Annotated in this window: 20 protein-coding genes; 5 read left to right on the forward strand and 15 right to left on the reverse strand. The window is 38.8% G+C overall.

What is annotated here, in order from left to right; all coding sequences use genetic code 11:
• Positions 1-132 precede the first annotated feature (132 nt).
• The 3 genes from upp (at position 133) to hda (ending at position 2,918) form a co-directional block, all read left to right on the forward strand.
• A complete protein-coding gene (gene upp / locus CKV69_RS06215; protein ID WP_005721349.1) occupies positions 133-759 on the forward strand; it encodes a uracil phosphoribosyltransferase in 627 nt (208 codons plus the stop codon).
• 119 nt (positions 760-878) lie between these two features.
• Positions 879-2,132: a nucleobase:cation symporter-2 family protein gene (locus CKV69_RS06220; protein WP_005722262.1), complete on the forward strand. Its 1,254-nt coding sequence runs from the start codon at positions 879-881 to the stop codon at positions 2,130-2,132.
• Positions 2,133-2,216: 84 nt separating this feature from the next.
• Positions 2,217-2,918: a DnaA inactivator Hda gene (hda, locus tag CKV69_RS06225; protein ID WP_005755788.1), complete on the forward strand. Its 702-nt coding sequence runs from the start codon at positions 2,217-2,219 to the stop codon at positions 2,916-2,918.
• 54 nt (positions 2,919-2,972) lie between these two features.
• Here hda and CKV69_RS06230 read toward each other — a convergent pair whose 3' ends face one another.
• The 13 genes from CKV69_RS06230 to CKV69_RS06290 form a co-directional block, all read right to left on the reverse strand.
• On the reverse strand, positions 2,973-3,275 hold the full coding sequence (locus CKV69_RS06230) for a hypothetical protein (protein WP_005721346.1): 303 nt from the start codon (positions 3,273-3,275) through the stop codon (positions 2,973-2,975).
• A gap of 23 nt (positions 3,276-3,298) precedes the next feature.
• Positions 3,299-3,922 (reverse strand): hypothetical protein, encoded by a 624-nt coding sequence (locus CKV69_RS06235; RefSeq protein ID WP_005722258.1) that lies wholly within the window; start codon positions 3,920-3,922, stop codon positions 3,299-3,301.
• An 11-nt stretch (positions 3,923-3,933) separates the two neighbouring features.
• Positions 3,934-4,338 (reverse strand): SMU1112c/YaeR family gloxylase I-like metalloprotein, encoded by a 405-nt coding sequence (gene gloA2 / locus CKV69_RS06240; RefSeq protein WP_005753269.1) that lies wholly within the window; start codon positions 4,336-4,338, stop codon positions 3,934-3,936.
• Between the two features lie 133 nt (positions 4,339-4,471).
• Positions 4,472-5,386 (reverse strand): c-type cytochrome biogenesis protein CcmI, encoded by a 915-nt coding sequence (ccmI, locus tag CKV69_RS06245; RefSeq protein WP_014326338.1) that lies wholly within the window; start codon positions 5,384-5,386, stop codon positions 4,472-4,474.
• Positions 5,383-5,847, reverse strand: a complete 465-nt coding sequence (locus tag CKV69_RS06250; protein ID WP_005722251.1) for a cytochrome c-type biogenesis protein — start codon at positions 5,845-5,847, stop codon at positions 5,383-5,385. Before CKV69_RS06250 ends, ccmI begins: the two co-directional genes overlap by 4 nt.
• Positions 5,847-6,392 carry a DsbE family thiol:disulfide interchange protein gene (locus tag CKV69_RS06255; RefSeq protein WP_014326339.1) on the reverse strand — a complete coding sequence of 182 codons (546 nt, stop codon included), beginning with the start codon at positions 6,390-6,392 and terminating at the stop codon, positions 5,847-5,849. The genes CKV69_RS06250 and CKV69_RS06255 overlap by 1 nt, the downstream gene beginning before the upstream one ends.
• Positions 6,389-8,344, reverse strand: coding sequence for a heme lyase CcmF/NrfE family subunit (locus CKV69_RS06260; RefSeq protein ID WP_014326340.1), 1,956 nt, complete (start codon positions 8,342-8,344; stop codon positions 6,389-6,391). Before CKV69_RS06260 ends, CKV69_RS06255 begins: the two co-directional genes overlap by 4 nt.
• Positions 8,341-8,880 carry a cytochrome c maturation protein CcmE gene (ccmE, locus tag CKV69_RS06265; RefSeq protein ID WP_010906429.1) on the reverse strand — a complete coding sequence of 180 codons (540 nt, stop codon included), beginning with the start codon at positions 8,878-8,880 and terminating at the stop codon, positions 8,341-8,343. The genes CKV69_RS06260 and ccmE overlap by 4 nt, the downstream gene beginning before the upstream one ends.
• On the reverse strand, positions 8,877-9,080 hold the full coding sequence (ccmD, locus tag CKV69_RS06270; RefSeq protein ID WP_005721265.1) for a heme exporter protein CcmD: 204 nt from the start codon (positions 9,078-9,080) through the stop codon (positions 8,877-8,879). Before ccmD ends, ccmE begins: the two co-directional genes overlap by 4 nt.
• A 17-nt stretch (positions 9,081-9,097) precedes the next feature.
• Positions 9,098-9,838, reverse strand: a complete 741-nt coding sequence (locus CKV69_RS06275; protein ID WP_005751001.1) for a heme ABC transporter permease — start codon at positions 9,836-9,838, stop codon at positions 9,098-9,100.
• A 12-nt stretch (positions 9,839-9,850) separates the two neighbouring features.
• Complete coding sequence (gene ccmB / locus CKV69_RS06280; protein WP_016504445.1) at positions 9,851-10,516, reverse strand: heme exporter protein CcmB; 666 nt, start codon at positions 10,514-10,516, stop codon at positions 9,851-9,853.
• Between the two features lie 63 nt (positions 10,517-10,579).
• Positions 10,580-11,221 (reverse strand): cytochrome c biogenesis heme-transporting ATPase CcmA, encoded by a 642-nt coding sequence (gene ccmA / locus CKV69_RS06285; RefSeq protein ID WP_005720526.1) that lies wholly within the window; start codon positions 11,219-11,221, stop codon positions 10,580-10,582.
• A gap of 216 nt (positions 11,222-11,437) precedes the next feature.
• A complete protein-coding gene (locus CKV69_RS06290; protein ID WP_014326342.1) occupies positions 11,438-13,240 on the reverse strand; it encodes a monovalent cation:proton antiporter-2 (CPA2) family protein in 1,803 nt (600 codons plus the stop codon).
• A 365-nt stretch (positions 13,241-13,605) separates the two neighbouring features.
• On the opposite strand from CKV69_RS06290, the gene CKV69_RS06295 reads away from it, so the two are divergent.
• Complete coding sequence (locus CKV69_RS06295) at positions 13,606-14,136, forward strand: NADPH-dependent FMN reductase (protein ID WP_005719655.1); 531 nt, start codon at positions 13,606-13,608, stop codon at positions 14,134-14,136.
• Between the two features lie 11 nt (positions 14,137-14,147).
• Positions 14,148-15,044 (forward strand): pirin family protein, encoded by an 897-nt coding sequence (locus CKV69_RS06300; protein ID WP_014326343.1) that lies wholly within the window; start codon positions 14,148-14,150, stop codon positions 15,042-15,044.
• A 108-nt stretch (positions 15,045-15,152) separates the two neighbouring features.
• Here CKV69_RS06300 and treC read toward each other — a convergent pair whose 3' ends face one another.
• Both treC and CKV69_RS06310 read right to left on the reverse strand, forming a co-directional pair.
• Positions 15,153-16,793, reverse strand: coding sequence for an alpha,alpha-phosphotrehalase (gene treC / locus CKV69_RS06305; RefSeq protein WP_016533053.1), 1,641 nt, complete (start codon positions 16,791-16,793; stop codon positions 15,153-15,155).
• A 32-nt stretch (positions 16,794-16,825) separates the two neighbouring features.
• The gene (locus CKV69_RS06310) at positions 16,826-17,182 is read right to left on the reverse strand and encodes an MmcQ/YjbR family DNA-binding protein (protein WP_005719661.1); all 357 of its coding nucleotides are present in this window, start codon (positions 17,180-17,182) and stop codon (positions 16,826-16,828) included.
• Between the last annotated feature and the right edge of the window lie 13 nt (positions 17,183-17,195).

Raw genomic sequence — 17,195 nt, forward strand, 5'->3', positions numbered from 1 at the left:
TGCGGTCTGTTTTCAGACCGTTTTTTTATGCTTAAAAAATATAAAATTAGCCAAGTCTCTAACTATCAATTTTTTAGATTATGTTTTAAAATTTAATGATTTTATTTTTCACCCACCCAAAAGGAGCCTACCATGAAATTAGTCCAAGTACAGCATCCGCTGGTCAAACATAAATTAGGTCTAATGCGTTCAGCTGAGATTAATACGAAAAAATTCCGCGAATTAGCAACAGAAGTAGGCAGTTTATTAACATACGAGGCTACCGCTGACTTAGAAACAGAAAAAGTGATCATTGATGGTTGGTGCGGTCCCGTCGAAATTGATCAAATTAAAGGGAAAAAAGTCACTGTTGTTCCTATTTTACGAGCAGGATTAGGGATGATGGACGGGGTTTTAGAACATGTGCCAAGCGCCCGTATTAGCGTCGTGGGGATGTATCGTGATGAAGAAACCCTTGAACCTGTTCCCTATTTCCAAAAACTCGCCAGTGATTTAGAAGAACGCTTAGCTATTGTGGTTGACCCAATGCTTGCCACCGGCGGCTCTATGATTGCGACAATCGATCTTCTAAAAGCGAAAGGCTGTAAACACATTAAAGTGCTCGTGTTAGTCGCCGCGCCTGAAGGCATTAAAGCATTAGAAGCTGCGCACCCTGATATCGAATTATATACCGCATCAGTTGATAGTCACTTAAATGAACAAGGCTATATTATTCCAGGTCTTGGTGATGCCGGTGATAAAATTTTTGGCACTAAATAATCCCAACACAAGCGGCATCTTATGCCGCTTTTTTCCGTTCAATTTATAGCGCTTACAATCTTAACAGCTTGAACACTATAAAATGAAAAGTTAATTCAGACAGAGAGTTGAAACTTAACATGACAAATCAAAATCCCCCTGTTCTTCTAGAACAAAATCACGCAAAACAAGCCTTCGTTGGGCTACAAATGCTTTTTGTTGCCTTCGGTGCTTTAGTCCTTGTTCCCCTGATTACGGGTTTAAATGCCAATACTGCCTTATTGACCGCAGGGATTGGGACACTCTTATTCCAACTTTGTACTGGACGCCAAGTCCCAATTTTCTTAGCCTCTTCCTTTGCTTTTATTGCACCAATTCAATATGGCGTGGCAACATGGGGCATTGCTACTACTATGGGGGGGCTGGTGTTTACTGGACTGGTTTATTTTGCCCTCAGTACGTTAGTCAAAATTAAAGGTGCTGGTGCTTTACAAAAAGTCTTTCCGCCAGTAGTTGTTGGTCCCGTTATTATCATCATCGGTATGGGACTTGCCCCTGTTGCCGTGGACATGGCATTAGGTAAAAACAGCACTTATCAATATAACGATGCCGTATTCGTTTCGATGGCAACATTATTGACAACGTTAGGTGTTGCGGTGTTTGCTAAAGGCATGATGAAATTAATTCCTATCATGTTTGGTATTGTCGTCGGCTATATCCTCTGCTTATTCTTAGGCTTAATTAATTTCCAACCTGTCATTGATGCACCTTGGTTTAGTGTGCCAGAAATTACTACCCCTGAATTTAAATTAGAAGCTATTCTTTATTTATTACCGATTGCTATCGCCCCAGCAGTTGAGCATGTCGGTGGGATCATGGCAATCAGTTCGGTGACAGGGAAAGACTTCCTACAAAAACCAGGATTACATCGCACTTTATTAGGGGATGGTATTGCAACGAGTGCCGCCTCATTCTTAGGAGGACCACCTAATACAACTTATGCTGAAGTCACTGGTGCTGTCATGCTTACGCGCAACTTTAACCCTAAAATCATGACATGGGCAGCCGTTTGGGCAATTGCGATTTCCTTCTGTGGTAAAGTCGGGGCTTTCCTCTCTACCATTCCAACTATTGTCATGGGTGGCATTATGATGTTAGTGTTTGGCTCTATCGCCGTAGTCGGTATGAGTACACTGATCCGTGGTAAAGTGGATGTAACAGAAGCGCGTAATCTGTGTATTATTTCCGTTGTGATGACGTTTGGCATCGGTGGTATGTTTGTGAACTTTGGAGAAGTCTCCTTAAAAGGGATTAGTTTATGCGCCGTTGTCGCGATTTTACTCAACTTAATCTTACCCAAAGCCAAAAACACCCCAATAGAAGAAAATCGATAAGAGAAAATTAAGGGTTAAGTCTTGCTTAACCCTTCATTTTTCGTTTATCCTTATTCTCCTTTTTTCGATTTTGTAGGTTGCTTTTTGTTAGAAAATTTCCAATTACCTTTGCCTATTCATCAACTCGATGATGAAACGCTGGATAATTTCTATCCCGACAATAATTTATTGTTGCTCAATTCGCTACGCAAAAATTTTACTTGTCTAACACAACAATTTTTTTATATTTGGGGCGAGCAAAGCAGTGGTAAAAGTCACCTCTTAAAAGGCATTACTCATCATTTTTTCCTTTTACAGCGCCCCGCTATCTATGTGCCCTTAGAAAAATCCCAATATTTCTCACCGGCGGTACTCGAAAACTTAGAACAACAACAATTGGTTTGTTTAGATAATTTACAGGCAATTATAGGCAATACTGAATGGGAATTAGCGATTTTTGATTTATTTAATCGCATAAAATCTGTTGAAAATACACTGCTTGTGATCAGTGCAAATCAATCCCCAACTGCATTACCTGTAAGTTTACCTGACTTAGCTTCACGTTTACGCTGGGGAGAAAGCTATCAGCTGGTCCCCTTAAATGATCAACAAAAAATCCATGTATTGCAAAAAAATGCACATCAACGTGGTATCGAACTCCCCGATGAAGTAGCTAATTTTCTTTTGAAACGCTTAGAGCGCGATATGAAAACGTTATTTGAAGCACTAAGTAAATTAGATAAAGCATCATTACAAGCCCAACGTAAATTAACGATTCCCTTTGTAAAAGAAATTTTAAAGCTATAAAAAAAGACCACCTCTTTATCAGGTGATCTTTCTTGTCAACTAAACGTATTTTGTTTAGTTTGTTTTAATATAATGACGGCTATATTGATAACTTACTGTTGGTAAGAAAAGCAACGGCACTGGGTGTAATCTAGAACGACGTTCTACGACTTTTGGCTGAGTATCACTTAAGTTAGCTTGATGCTCAACTTCTTTTGAATACGCCTGCTTTTGCGATGGGTCAACTGTATTTCCGCTTTTCACGCGTTGGTTATATTCTTCTAATGTTTTTAAATCCATTTGTGCACTTTCCACATTTTTTTGTGCGACACAACCCACAAGAAATAAAGCTGGTAATAATAAGATTAATTTTTTCATAGATTTTCCTTAATAAACTATGCCTAAATGACTTTACGACATATCACATGGGATAAAATCGTTTTTCTATTTTCAATATTTTTACTTGCTAAATTTTTCCCTTTCTTATTTTCTTCATCCTGCACTTTTTTCGCTAATTCAGGATTTTGAATATAAAAAACAGGTACATACTGCATATTTTTTGAATCTTCATTAGACAACACGGTGGCTGTTGCAATATTGGTGTAATATTCCTCTTTATTCACAGGGATCACATAATATGTTGTTGCATCAGTCACTTCCACACCTAGTCTTGAGTGGAAACCTTGGCAAATGCCTGCACCAGACTCAAAAATAGTATGCGAAGATTTCGTTTCATTAATTTGAAATACTTCAAACTCAATACTGCTTCCTAATGCTTTCGCATCTTGCTCATCTGCAGAAGGATTTAATTGACGAGTAAAATCACGATTCACATAAGTTACTTTTGTATTTTTCTCGCTCTTAGGAGAGCTTTCCAATAGAGGCATTGTGTGTTCGCTCTCTACTGTGTCATGATAACCATAAGTCCGACTCACCTCGTCCTCAGAAATACGAATAGACCAAGACTCAGCAAAAGCCAACGTTGGTAATAACAGACTTAATAAGAACGATACATTAAAACGCATATTTTCATCTCTTACATTTCATAGAGTTCTAAAGGCAAATCATCAGGATCCCGTAGAAACGTAAAACGCTTACCTGTTATCGGATCAACCCTAACGGGTTCACATTCGATATGTTTATCACGTAGAAAATCAATAAAACGATCAAGTTGTTCTACTCGGAAAGCTAAGTGACGTAAACCACAAGCTTCAGGATAAGTTAAACGCGTAGGAGAATCTGGAAAAGAAAACAATTCAATCTGACTACCATCGCGACAACGTAAATCCAATTTATAGCTATTTCGTTCAGATCGATAAGTTTCGTGAATAATTTCTGTACCTAAAATGGTCGTATAAAAATCTTTCGATTTTAAATAATCAGACGCAATGATAGCAACATGATGAAAGCCTACGATTGACAACGTAATTTCACTCCCCATCTAAAATTGATGGACTAATTATACACATTTTAAAATCAATGTAAAATAAATAGCGCCCTCTCCCGTTTCAACAAAGAAGGCACTCACTATCGACTTTATCAGCATATAACGCGACATTTTCGTGATCGCTTACTCACTCTGGCTTACGCTTTGCCCCTTCTTGTGCTTCTTGCGATGCCAGAGCAGAATGAATACTGCGTTCAATTAATGTCACTCGTGGATCATCTTCAGGTAAAAGACGTAGCATCATCGACCAAGTGACAGCTGCCATTTTATAGTCTTCTATTTCAAAATAACGAAACGCCAATAAGCCTAATGCTTCAAGATTACTATGATCTTTCCGAATGACTTCTTTTAACAGCGTGTCCCCTTTAGTTTTATCCGATGTATCTTCTGAAAACATCAGAATTCGTGCATAAGATAATTTATATTCAATGTTGTCAGGTTCAAGTTGATGCGCTCTAGCATAGCTATCGAGTGCTAATTGCCCTTTATTCGTATTCATCGCAATTTGCCCCAGTAACCACCAACTTTTCGCATCACTTGGCTGCTTTTGTAAATGCAAACGAAGTGCGGTAGAAAATTGCTGTAATTCTGACTCATTCAAAGGATGATGTTGTTCCTCTTTCAAGCGTTCGTGAAAGTGCGGTAATTTTTGGTAGGTTTTTTCCAACATAGCTTCAGCTTGCCATGCGCCAACACTTAAATAAGCACTCAGCGATAAAATACTTAATGCCAACAAACCCGACACAAACCAGATTTTGCCATAGGTTTTCTGTTCATTCTCATGTTGTTGTGCCGATTCTGGAATATCTTCTAATAGCGTTTGTTGCAATTCCGTTTTGACTTGCGTGGCATTTTCTAATAAGCCCTGTGCTTCATCACGCTCAATCTCGGCTAAACGTTGAAAATATAACGCCTTGTTTAATTCATCACGTTTCACAGTCTGTCTTGTTAAAGACGAGTTCGTACTGGATTTAAGTAACGGATAAAAACAAATGAAGGCGATAAATAACGTGAATAACATCACACTTAACCAAAAACTCATTCTTTCTTCTCTTGTAATAAACGTTGTAAACGCTGTTTTTGTTCATCACTCAAGCGAGGTTCACTCGCCTGCGCGGTCACGACTTGCTTAGTATGGCGACGAAATAAAAGCCGAAAACCCAAGATAACGAATAACGCGGGAATGACCCAAAGTGAGACCGTGGCAACGGTTAACGGGGGATCATAAGTCACAAAATGCCCATAGCGTTCAACCATAAAATTGACAACATCTTGTTTCGATTTGCCTTCTTGTAACAATTCCAAGACTTTATGCCGCATATCGACTGCAATCGTCGCATTCGAATCGGCAATATTATTGTTTTGACATTGTGGGCAACGTAATTCTTGTGTCAACGCATGATAATCTTTTTCTTGTTGCGTGGAAGAAAACTGCACTCCTTCAATCGCAGCAAGGCTCGAGAAACTCAAACATAACAAAAAAAGTGCGGTCAATTTTTTCATTATTTTCTCTCCACCAATTTTTGATAAATCGGCTGGATTTTCTCATCCCACACTTTCTGATTTAAATCCCCCGCATGACGATAATGAATGATACCTTGTCCGTCAATGACAAAGGTTTCTGGTGCGCCATAGACCCCTAAATCTAAACCATTTGAGCCGTTTTCATCTTTTAAAACAATCTGATAAGGATTACCCAGATCTTTTAGCCATTTTATCGCCTGTGCTGACTTATCCTTATAATCAATACCAATAATTGTCACACCTTGTTGTGCCAACTTATTTAAATATTGATGCTCGGCATAGCAGGTTGGACACCAGGTTGCCCAAACATTTAATAAAATCGGTTTACCTTGCTGAAAAATGTCAATGCCATATTGCTTCTCTTCAAACAAATCCTGTAATGTTCTCAGCGGAACAGGTTTACCAATTAAGGCTGATTCTAATGCTTTAGGATCATCACCTTGCGCGTTACGCAGAAGCTGAACAGCAAACGCAAAAACCAAAATTAAGAATAAAATTAAGGGAAAATACAATTTTTTGTTCATGCCTGCCCCTTAGTAAATAACTTCCCAAAACGATAACGACGATCAAACATACAGAGTAATCCACCTAATGCCATAAAGACACCACCGAACCAAATCCAGCGGATAAACGGCTTATAATATAAACGTAATGCCCAAGCATCTTGTCCTAAGTTTTCCCCCAATGCGACGTAAATATCACGTGTAAATCCCCAATCAATCGCAGCTTCAGTCATGGTCATTTTACTCACCGTATAGAAACGTTTTTCAGCAAATAAGATGGCTTCTACTTGTCCATTACGACGAATATCGACTTGTGCTTTGCCCCCCAAATAATTCGGTCCATTTGCCTCTGTAATGCCTTGGAAAGTAAATTGATAATCCGCAATTTGTACGCTATCCCCCACATTCATACGTACATCACGCTCCATACTGTAGTTCTGACTAAAAGCAATCCCCCACACAGACATTGCCACACCTAAGTGTGCCAACACCATGCCCCAATGAGAACGAGAAAGTTTCGTTAATCCAGACCAAAAAGCTGAACGATGTGTGGCGCGTTGTTGCAACTCATACACACTTAACAACACGATAAATACCGCCATCATCGTGCCCAATACTGCACTCACCGTCAATTGATCCTGTAAGAGATAAGGCAAGGCGAAACCGGCGACTAACATAACAATTAAGCTCAGGATAACCGGTTTACGAATCGCTGAAAATTCATCACGACGCCATTTTATTAACGGTCCGACACCTAATAAAAGTGAGAAAGGCACCATGATGATTAAAAACATTTGATCAAAAAACGGCGCGCCGACTGAAATAGTGCCCAACCCCAATTGTTTATGCACCAGTGGTAAGAGCGTACCAAGCAACACAACAGAAAGTGCACTCATTAAAAGAATATTATTGAGTAACAATGCAGTTTCACGCGAATAGCGTTCGGCATTTTCACGTGAGCGAATTTGGCTGCCTTTATACGCATACAGGACGAAGGATCCACCAATGACCACAACGAGATACGCTAGAATATACAGTCCACGGGTAGGATCGGAGGCAAACGCATGCACGGAAACCAAAATCCCCGAACGCACCAAGAAGGTGCCAAGCAAGCAAAGGGAGAAAGCCAAAATCGCTAATAACACTGTCCAAGCTTTAAAAGAGCCACGTTTTTCTGTGACTGCTAATGAATGCAACAATGCAGTGCCGGCAATCCAAGGCATGAGTGAGGCATTTTCTACCGGGTCCCAGAACCACCAACCGCCCCAACCGAGTTCATAATACGCCCACCAAGAACCTAACACGATCCCTAAGGTTAAGAAAACCCAAGCTGCCATCGTCCAAGGACGTGACCATCTTGCCCAAGCAGTATCCAGTTTTCCAGTCATTAATGAAGCAATCGCAAAGGCAAACGCGACCGAAAAACCCACATAGCCCATATACAGTAGCGGTGGGTGAAAAATCAACCCTACATCCTGTAATAAAGGATTGAGTTCTTTCCCATCAACCGGAAAATCCGGAAAGGTGCGGTCAAATGGATTCGAGGTGAATAACACAAAAATCAAGAAACCAATACTAATGATCCCCATGATGCCCAACACGCGCGACACGGCTTCTTGTGGTAATTGCTTACTAAACATTGCAACGGCAGCGCCCCATAACGTGAGTAGCCAAATCCACAGTAACAAAGAACCTTCGTGAGATCCCCAAACCGCCGATAAACGATAATGCAACGGCAAATTCGTGTTCGAGTTATTCACAATGTATTGCACAGAAAAATCATTCACCGCAAACAAGTAAAACAACGCAACAAAAGCCACCGTTAAACTGATAAAGAGCCCATAAGTCATGGGGCGCGCTAACGACATCAGTTGTATATGATTTTTTTCTGCGCCCCACAAGGCAAAAATTGCCACTAGCATCGCGATGGCAAGACTTAACGCTAAAGCATAATTTCCTAATTCAGCGATCATTTTTGACCTTCTTGCATCGATGTTTTCTGGTAAGCTTTTTCTTGACGATCTCGCTCGCTTTCCCCTTTCAAATCAGCGACCCCCATAGGTTTATGTACTTTTTGCATTTGTGCATCTAATTCTGGTGGTACATAATTTTCATCATGTTTAGCTAATACTTCTGTAGCTTCCAGTAAGGTTGGTGTTTTTAATACGCCTTGTGCCACGATCCCTTGTCCTTCTCGGAATAAATCAGGCAGAATGCCTTCATATTCCACACTGATGGAAGGTCCAATATCATTGAGATCAAATTTGACTTTCAAGCTCTTTGGATCACGTTCTACTGTACCAGCCACAACCATGCCCCCCACACGAATACGTTGTCCTACGCTAGGTTTCTGAGTTGCGTCTTCATTCTTACCATACACCACTTCTGTTGGGGTATAAAATAAATCAATATTTTGGCGTAATGCATAGAGCACTAAGGCAGAAGCAATAGAAATCCCGAGTAATACAAATAAAATCACAGTCATTCTTGACTTACGTCTTGGAGTCATAGCGCACCTCTTGTTTTATTCTTTTGTAAACGTGCTTGGCGTTGCTGTTCACGCAGTACATCACGCAAAATCGCTTTTCTCTCCTTCACACTTTGTACAATTAATACAACAATCGCTAACAAGCTGATGCCATAGGCTAGCCACACATAAAAACCGTAGCCACCCATATTGAAAAAATCCTGCCAAGTTGCAAAAAACATATTATCTCTCCCCCAGCCTATTTGAGTTTTGTGGCTAATTCTTGTACCCAAGGACGCTTATAGTCTTCTTTCAGTAGCGCACTACGATAGCGGATTAGCGTCAACCAAATGTATAACATCATAAAACCAAAAATACAGAGAATCAGTGGAATTAACATGGGGGTCGCAATTGAAGGCTTCTCAAATTTCGTAATGCTCGCCCCTTGATGTAGGGTATTCCACCACTCTACTGAAAAATGAATGATCGGTAAATTAATCACCCCCACTAAACACAGGACACCTGCTGCTTTTGCGCCAATAGCACGATCTTGAAAGGCTGAATAAAGTGCCATCACCCCTAAATACAGGAAAAATAAAATCAATTCTGAGGTCAAACGGGCATCCCATACCCACCAAGTGCCCCACATTGGTTTACCCCACACGGCACCAGTAACCAAAGCTAAAAAAGTAAACAATGCACCAATCGGTGCCATCGCTATCATGGCTAAGTGCGCCTGTTTGATTTGCCATACTAACGCAATAAAAGCCGCAATTGCCATTGAACCATACACGCCCATCGACCAAATTGCGGTGGGTACATGCACATACATGATCCGAAAACTATTGCCTTGTTGATAATCTGCTGGGGCAAATGCCAGCCCCCACACGACGCCCACGCCTAATAAAAGTGCGCTCAGTAATGCCGTTAAGGGTAAAAATTTACCGCACAAGTGATACTGTGTTTCTGATTTTGCATAAGGATGTAACCATTTCCACATAATGCCTTCCTTTTATTGATCTAAGCTAATTCGTAATGCAGCCGCAATAGCAAACGGCGATAATGTTACAGAGCCGGCTAAAATAGCGCCTAAAATGGCTAATTGCCCACTGTAAGGTAGGCTTAAACTGGCAGCTTCTAACACAGAAGCCGAAAAAATTAAAACGGGAATAAATAACGGCACAACTAATAAACTTAATAACACGCCGCCTTTACGTAATCCAACGGTCAACGCCACACCAATCGCGCCAAGACAACTTAAAACTGGTGTACCTATAAACAAAGTTAATACTAATGCCCACCAAATTTGAATCTCTAAGGAGAGAAGTAGTGCCGCAATCGGCGATAATAAAATTAAAGGAAATCCTGTTAATAGCCAGTGTGCAATGACTTTAGCTAAGGCTGTTAATGCAAGTGGTTGCGCTGTTAGCATTAATTGTTCCAAAGAACCATCTACAAAATCATCACGAAATAAGCGCTCAAATGAGAGTAACGCTGACAATAATGCAGCAACCCATGTAATACCAGAGGCAATACGTGATAATAATTTAGGCTCAGGTCCTATCACTAAAGGAAATAGTGTAATTACAATCAAAAAGAACCACAGCGGGTTTAAAATTTCCGCTTGTTTGCGCATAGCAATATAGAGTTCCCGTTTGATAATCTGAATAAATATCATATAGTTACTTAATTTATCTTCCCTAACCTATTCATTTTATGAGTCACTTACCTCACTCACAAATTAATCCATAAATTTATAGTTTTCTAACCGCACTTTAGTTAATAAATGACTTTGCACATCTTGATGGCTAGTGAAAATCACCATTCCCCCTTTTTGAACATGTTGTTCAAAAAGCGCAGTTAAAACTTGTACACCTTTTTTATCGATTGCTGTAAAAGGTTCATCTAAAATCCACAGTGGTGCTTTGGACAACCATAATCGTGCTAATGCAATACGTCGTTGTTGACCTGCTGAGAGCTGAGCAGCAGGAATATCCTCACGTCCTAATAACCCGACGGTTTCTAACACTTGCCACAATATCTCTTCACCCTGTTCACTTGCACTAATATGTTGATAAAATTTCAAATTTTCCCAAGCTGTTAACTCTGGTTTAATACCTGAATGATGACCTAAATAGAGTAAATTATATTGATACTCTTCACGTTGTTTTTGAATTAATTCGCTATTCCAGAAAATATTTCCTTCAAGTTGTTGAGCCAAACCGACTAAAATACGTAATAAACTGGTTTTCCCGATACCATTATGCCCTTCAATTTGTATAAAATCGCCACTATTCACAGTTAAATTTAAGGCTGTAAATAATATTTTGTCACCACGCTGACAAGCTAGCTTTTCCGTTTTTAATTGATAAGTTTTTTGCATAATTAATCAATTCCACCTATTAATGGCTCGCATTCTATCATAAGCAATTCACTTGGCGTAGTCATTGCGCTTATAAAAGGCTACCTCTTTAGAGGTGTATCATAGGGTTTATTGATTTAAAACAAAAGTTATGATTTCTAACAAAAAAATCGCCTATTTATTCAATAGGCGATTTTATTTAAACAAAATTGATTTACTAACTTATAGGTTCGTTATTCACTTTATTTTTTCTTCTTCAAGCAATATTTGTATCATTTCTGCGATTTTCTGATCTTGTAACTTCCCTTCTTCTAGCATAGCCTCATTCGCAAAGAGTGATAATTCTGGATCATATAAACTCGCCATTTTCCCCATACCATTACGATCCATTCTAAAATAAAGCTCACCTACTTTCTCAGCCGTTTCTTTTGGCATTCCTAAATATTCTAATGTACGTTTACCTGAACGCACTGCTGAGTCAAAGGTTTCACGAATAATATCATTTACACCTTTACCATATAACCTAAAAGTATGTACTCGATCATAAGAGCGAACAACAAGTTTAATATTTGGATTGACTTCTCTTGCAAATTCAACGATTCTCAATGTCAGCTCAGGATTATCAATCGCAACTACTAACACTTTTGCATCTTCAATCCCAGCCTTTAACAAGAGTTCGGGACGACTTGCATCGCCAAAATAAGCTTTAATCCCATATTTATTAATGCCCGAAATTGTCGTTTCATCCATATCAATAATGGTAACTTTATAACCGCTAAACTGTAAAATACGATTAATAACTTGCCCAAAACGCCCCATTCCAACTAATAATACAGAATGTTTCTCATCAACATTGTCTGCCTCTCGCAATGTTTTTACTTTAGGTTTCAAAAATCTTTGCTGTAAAACTAACAGTAATGGAGTAATTGCCATTGATAATACGACAATTGCTGTCATATTGGCATTATCTACTTCACTTAACACGCCTTGTGAAGTAGCGGCAGAATAAAGTACAAAAGCAAATTCACCACCTTGCGCCATTAAAAAAGCACGATCAATCGCCTCTTGATGATCGCTTTTTGCAATACGAGCCACACCATAAATTGTGGCAAATTTCACAATCATTAAAATGATTACACCTGATAAGATCAGAAACCAACTATCTACCACAACCGCCAAATCTAGCGCCATGCCTACGCCTAGGAAAAATAAACCTAACAGTAAACCTCTGAAAGGTTCTACGTCAGCTTCTAATTGATGGCGAAAACTAGACTCAGATAATAAAACTCCTGCTAAAAATGCCCCCATTGCCATTGAAAGCCCACCCCACTCCATCAATAAAGCTGAACCTAATACAACCAATAGCGCAGCAGCTGTCATGACTTCTCTTGCTTTATAACGTGCTAAAATTTTAAATAATGGGTTTAATAGCCAACGACCAATGATAACTAAAATAGTAATTGACAATAAAGAAATACCAATACTTTGCCACAAAGGTGTATCACTTTCAGTATGAATAGGAGAAAGGAAAGAAACTATCACTAACAATGGAACAATGAGCAAATCTTCGAATAATAATACAGAAACAATTTTTTGCCCACTTGAAGTAGAAAGCTGATTACGTTCTGCCAATTCGGACATAACAATAGCCGTTGAGGTCAACACAAAGCCTGAAGCACTGACGAAAGAAACAGGTAATGAAAAACCAAATGCAACCCCTACTCCTGTTAACAATACTGCTGCTAAAATAACCTGTAAGCTACCTAAACCAAAAATTTGCTTACGTAAATGCCATAAATGCGAAGGATGCATTTCAAGCCCGATGACAAATAGAAAGATGACTACGCCCAATTCAGCGACATGTAAAATTGCCTGTGGATCTGTAAATAAACCAAAACCAAATGGTCCAATAATAAGCCCTGCGGCTAAATAACCTAATACCGATCCTAATCCTAAACGCTTAAACAAAGGTACTGCAATCACTGCCGCCCCTAATAATGCAACGACTTGTACTAAGCTACTGGCTCCTTCAGCTGCCATCTTTTTCTCCTATAATATATTCAATGAAAAGTGTGCGTATTCTAGCTTTTTTACTAAAAAAATCCATATACAGGTTAAACAGCTTAAATGAACAAACTAAAAATAAACCGCATTTTTTCACAAAATAACTGCTGATTGTTGCATGAAAAACAAGCAATCATCTCTTACTGATAAATGTCTGGCTATGTCTATTACATAATACACTTTCTATCAAAACTGTATCTGTCTATGTGATTTTGTGTCGATATGTTAAATTAGTCATTGTTCATGACTTACTCACTCTTTCTCTCGATATATTGTATCAAAGGTAAGGATTACAAAATATGAACACTTAAAATTTAACCACTGAATTTAAGGAAGGAATCATGAAAGTAGCATTAGTATTAGGCAGCATTAGTCAGAAATCAATGACACATAAGATCGCACAATTTATCGTGAAGCAATTCCCAGAAGATATACAATGTGATGTTGTACAAATTCAGGATCTACCTCTTTATACACAAGATCTTGACAGTATCACTGTCCCTGTTTATGAGCGTGTACGTGAACAATTAAAAACAGCAGATGCCGTATTAATCGTCACACCTGAACATAACCGTAGCGTACCTGCTTCTCTCAAAAACTTACTTGATATTGGCAGCAGACCATCTGGACAAAATGTATGGGCGGGTAAAAAAGTTGCTGTTGCAACTGCCTCTCCCGGCTCATACGGCGGTATCAACTCAGGCTTACATACACGTCAAATCCTTCAGGCACTAGGCAGTAATGTACTGAGTGCGGAAGTCTACTTAAGCCAAGCACATACTGCATTGAGTGAAGAGGGAAAAGTTACAAATGAACGTACAGCTGGATTCTTAGCTAAATTTGCCGCTAATTTTGTCACTTTCATAAAATAAGGAGATTGTTCATGAGCATTGATAAGTTTACAGCACTGACGAAAGATGTCGGTGGAATCCCAGTTGCTCGACTTTTACCTAAATCAAGCAAAAAAACAATTGGTGCATGGTGTTTTTTAGATCATGCTGGTCCTGCTGAATTTTCACAAGAATCAGATGGTTTACAAGTCGGCTCACATCCTCATACAAACCTACAAACGTTTACATGGATGCTCTCTGGTGAGGTATGGCATCAGGATAGTTTAGGCTTTCGTCAATTAATTCGCCCTAAACAAGTCAATTTAATGACGGCAGGAACAAACAATTATGGTATTTGCCATACGGAGCAAACACCTGAAAACGTCAAAGATTTGCACGCTGTGCAACTTTGGATTGCATTACCAATGAATCAAGAAATTAAGCCTAATTTTGAACATTATCCGACTCTACCAGAGTGGTCCGAAGATGGCATTAATTTTATCTTAACAACAGGTAGCTTTGCTGGTCATACGGCACCCACAACGCAATTTAGCCCATTATTAGGCTTAGATGTACAGTTTACTAAAAAGACTTCACTGACAGTAAAAGTAGAAAAAGGTTGGGAATATGGCGCGCTAGTGATTGGCGGTACGTTATCTGTTAATGGTGAAGAATACCAACAAGATGAACTTGCTGTATTAACTGCTTGTGATGAACATGGGACATTTACTTTAGAAGGAGAAGAAGGCTGTCATCTCATGTTATTAGGGGGAGAACCTCTGCCGCATCCCACTGTAATTTGGTGGAATTTTGTTGCGGATAAAGCAGAAACCTTAACACAAGCGGTAGAAGACTGGAATAACAACCATCCTCGATTTGGTCATATTAATCTTGAAGGCACAAAACTTAAACGATTAATTGCCCCTAGAGTACCTGAAAAATTAAAATAACAAAAAAATCGTACTACTAATATCCTAAAGTGCGGTCCGTTTAAAACAAATTTTATCAGTGAGAAAAAAGTGAAAAATAATTTATTTTTCACTTTTTATTTTCTTTAATTATTGATGAAGATAGACTGCTTGGTAAGGCATTAACGTAACTTGCCTATTTTCAATTCTATAGTCTCCATAATTATTCATCAAACATATGACTTCCTTATGACACCACGCTGGAGGTAATTCAAATATCTGTTCTACTTCACTTAAATTAGCCAATACAAGCAATTTTTCATCTAAAGTCTGGCGTTGATAACACCACAATAAGGGATGTTCAGGGGCTAAATCTTGATAATCACCCTCTGTTAAAATCGGCAATTTCTTACGTAATGCGATCAAATTTTTATAGGTATAAAACACTGAATTTTTGTCAGCTAAGGCAGATTTTGCATTGATTTTTAAATAGTTTTTTGCCACATCAATCCAAGGCTCACCTGTTGTAAATCCAGCTTGTGCCGAGTCATCCCACTGCATTGGTGTTCGGCTATTATCACGAGACTTTTGTGCCAAAATTTGCATAATTAATGTTTCATCAATGCCTTTTTCCTGTAATTCTGCATAAGCATTTAAACTTTCTACATCACGATATTGCTCAATAGTAGTGAAATTTGGATTTGTCATACCAAATTCTTCACCTTGGTAAATATAAGGCGTTCCTTGCAAGCCGTGTAATAACATAGCTAGCATTTTTGCTGACTCTTGATGCCATTGTTCTTCATTACCAAAGCGTGACACAATACGCGGTTGGTCATGATTACACCAGAACAAGGCATTCCAAGCTTTGCCATACATACCTTGTTGCCAATAGTTAAAAATAGATTTCAATTGCACATAATCAGGTTGAGCATAAGTCCATTTTTCCCCATTTGGATAATCGACTTTCAAATGATGAAAATTAAAAGTCATCGAGAGTTCTGTGCCTGCTAAATTGGCATATTTTTGACAGTTTTCTAAGGTCGTCGAAGACATCTCTCCAACCGTCATTAAGCCATAAGGAGTGAGTGCACGTTGATTTAATAACTGTAAATATTGGTGAATTTTCGGTCCATCCGTATAAAAACGACGCCCATCCCCTTCGGGATCATCTTCAAATTGTTCAGGTTTTGAAATTAAATTCACCACATCTAAGCGCAAGCCATCAATACCTTTCTCTGCCCAAAACTTACAAATGTCGAATAGTTCTTCTCGTAATTTTGAGTTCTCCCAATTTAAATCCGCCTGCTCGGGTGCAAATAAATGCAAATAATATTTTTGTGCTTTGTCAGACCATTTCCATGCTGAACCGCCAAATTTTGACTTCCAATTGGTTAGGCTCTCACGCCAAATATAATAGTCGTGATATTCGCTATTTGGGTCCTCACCCTCAACAAACCATCGATGGAAAGTTGAGCTATGATTAAACACCATATCCATCACAATTTTGATGCCTCGTTGATGCGCTTGTGCAATTAACTGTTCAAAATCAGCCATACAGCCATAACTCGGATCTATATCACGATAATTAGCGATGTCATAACCATTATCAATTTGTGGCGAAACATACATCGGTGTAATCCAAAGCCCATCAACACCCAATTCTTTTAAATAATCTAAACGCTTAATAATTCCCTGAATATCGCCAGTTCCACTTCCCGTTGTATCTTGGAAAGATTTTGGATAGATTTGGTAGATAACCCCATTTTGCCACCAATTTTTATTACTCATATTGTTCCCTTACAAAAGTGTGTTGCTATCAATTAACGAGTTAAATCAAAACTCCAGTCGATTAAATGATAAAGTTGTTGTTGCGGAAAAGGACTATTAAGACGTAAGCTAAACCAATGTCTTTTATTCATATGATAGGCAGGAAAAATAGCCTCACTTTGGCGTAAACTATCAATGACAGCTGGCTCACATTTTAAATTAATAATATCGATTTGTTCTGTCTCTGCTAAACCTAAACTTATTGCTGGCACAGTTAAAATCAAAGCAAACCATTTATGGTTATGTGGATGTCGGAATACAGCATAACAAGGTTTATCTTGCCAAGGATAATCAGGACGAATAGCATATTTTCGTTCAATGTATTTTAAAATAGCTTCGCGAGTTAACATCTATCCGTCCTTT

Source organism: Pasteurella multocida, assembly GCF_900187275.1.
Classification (GTDB): domain Bacteria; phylum Pseudomonadota; class Gammaproteobacteria; order Enterobacterales; family Pasteurellaceae; genus Pasteurella; species Pasteurella multocida.

Coding starts and splice junctions, on each gene's coding strand:
- gloA2 (WP_005753269.1), bottom strand. CDS start 4,338: ATGGGGAGTGAAATTACGTTGTCAATCGTAGGCTTTCATCATGTTGCT.
- CKV69_RS06275 (WP_005751001.1), bottom strand. CDS start 9,838: ATGTGGAAATGGTTACATCCTTATGCAAAATCAGAAACACAGTATCAC.
- ccmE (WP_010906429.1), bottom strand. CDS start 8,880: ATGACTCCAAGACGTAAGTCAAGAATGACTGTGATTTTATTTGTATTA.
- upp (WP_005721349.1), top strand. CDS start 133: ATGAAATTAGTCCAAGTACAGCATCCGCTGGTCAAACATAAATTAGGT.
- treC (WP_016533053.1), bottom strand. CDS start 16,793: ATGAGTAATAAAAATTGGTGGCAAAATGGGGTTATCTACCAAATCTAT.
- CKV69_RS06255 (WP_014326339.1), bottom strand. CDS start 6,392: ATGAACAAAAAATTGTATTTTCCCTTAATTTTATTCTTAATTTTGGTT.
- CKV69_RS06235 (WP_005722258.1), bottom strand. CDS start 3,922: ATGCGTTTTAATGTATCGTTCTTATTAAGTCTGTTATTACCAACGTTG.
- ccmI (WP_014326338.1), bottom strand. CDS start 5,386: ATGAGTTTTTGGTTAAGTGTGATGTTATTCACGTTATTTATCGCCTTC.
- CKV69_RS06250 (WP_005722251.1), bottom strand. CDS start 5,847: ATGAAAAAATTGACCGCACTTTTTTTGTTATGTTTGAGTTTCTCGAGC.
- ccmA (WP_005720526.1), bottom strand. CDS start 11,221: ATGCAAAAAACTTATCAATTAAAAACGGAAAAGCTAGCTTGTCAGCGT.
- CKV69_RS06260 (WP_014326340.1), bottom strand. CDS start 8,344: ATGATCGCTGAATTAGGAAATTATGCTTTAGCGTTAAGTCTTGCCATC.
- CKV69_RS06220 (WP_005722262.1), top strand. CDS start 879: ATGACAAATCAAAATCCCCCTGTTCTTCTAGAACAAAATCACGCAAAA.
- CKV69_RS06295 (WP_005719655.1), top strand. CDS start 13,606: ATGAAAGTAGCATTAGTATTAGGCAGCATTAGTCAGAAATCAATGACA.
- ccmB (WP_016504445.1), bottom strand. CDS start 10,516: ATGATATTTATTCAGATTATCAAACGGGAACTCTATATTGCTATGCGC.
- CKV69_RS06290 (WP_014326342.1), bottom strand. CDS start 13,240: ATGGCAGCTGAAGGAGCCAGTAGCTTAGTACAAGTCGTTGCATTATTA.
- CKV69_RS06230 (WP_005721346.1), bottom strand. CDS start 3,275: ATGAAAAAATTAATCTTATTATTACCAGCTTTATTTCTTGTGGGTTGT.
- ccmD (WP_005721265.1), bottom strand. CDS start 9,080: ATGTTTTTTGCAACTTGGCAGGATTTTTTCAATATGGGTGGCTACGGT.
- CKV69_RS06310 (WP_005719661.1), bottom strand. CDS start 17,182: ATGTTAACTCGCGAAGCTATTTTAAAATACATTGAACGAAAATATGCT.
- CKV69_RS06300 (WP_014326343.1), top strand. CDS start 14,148: ATGAGCATTGATAAGTTTACAGCACTGACGAAAGATGTCGGTGGAATC.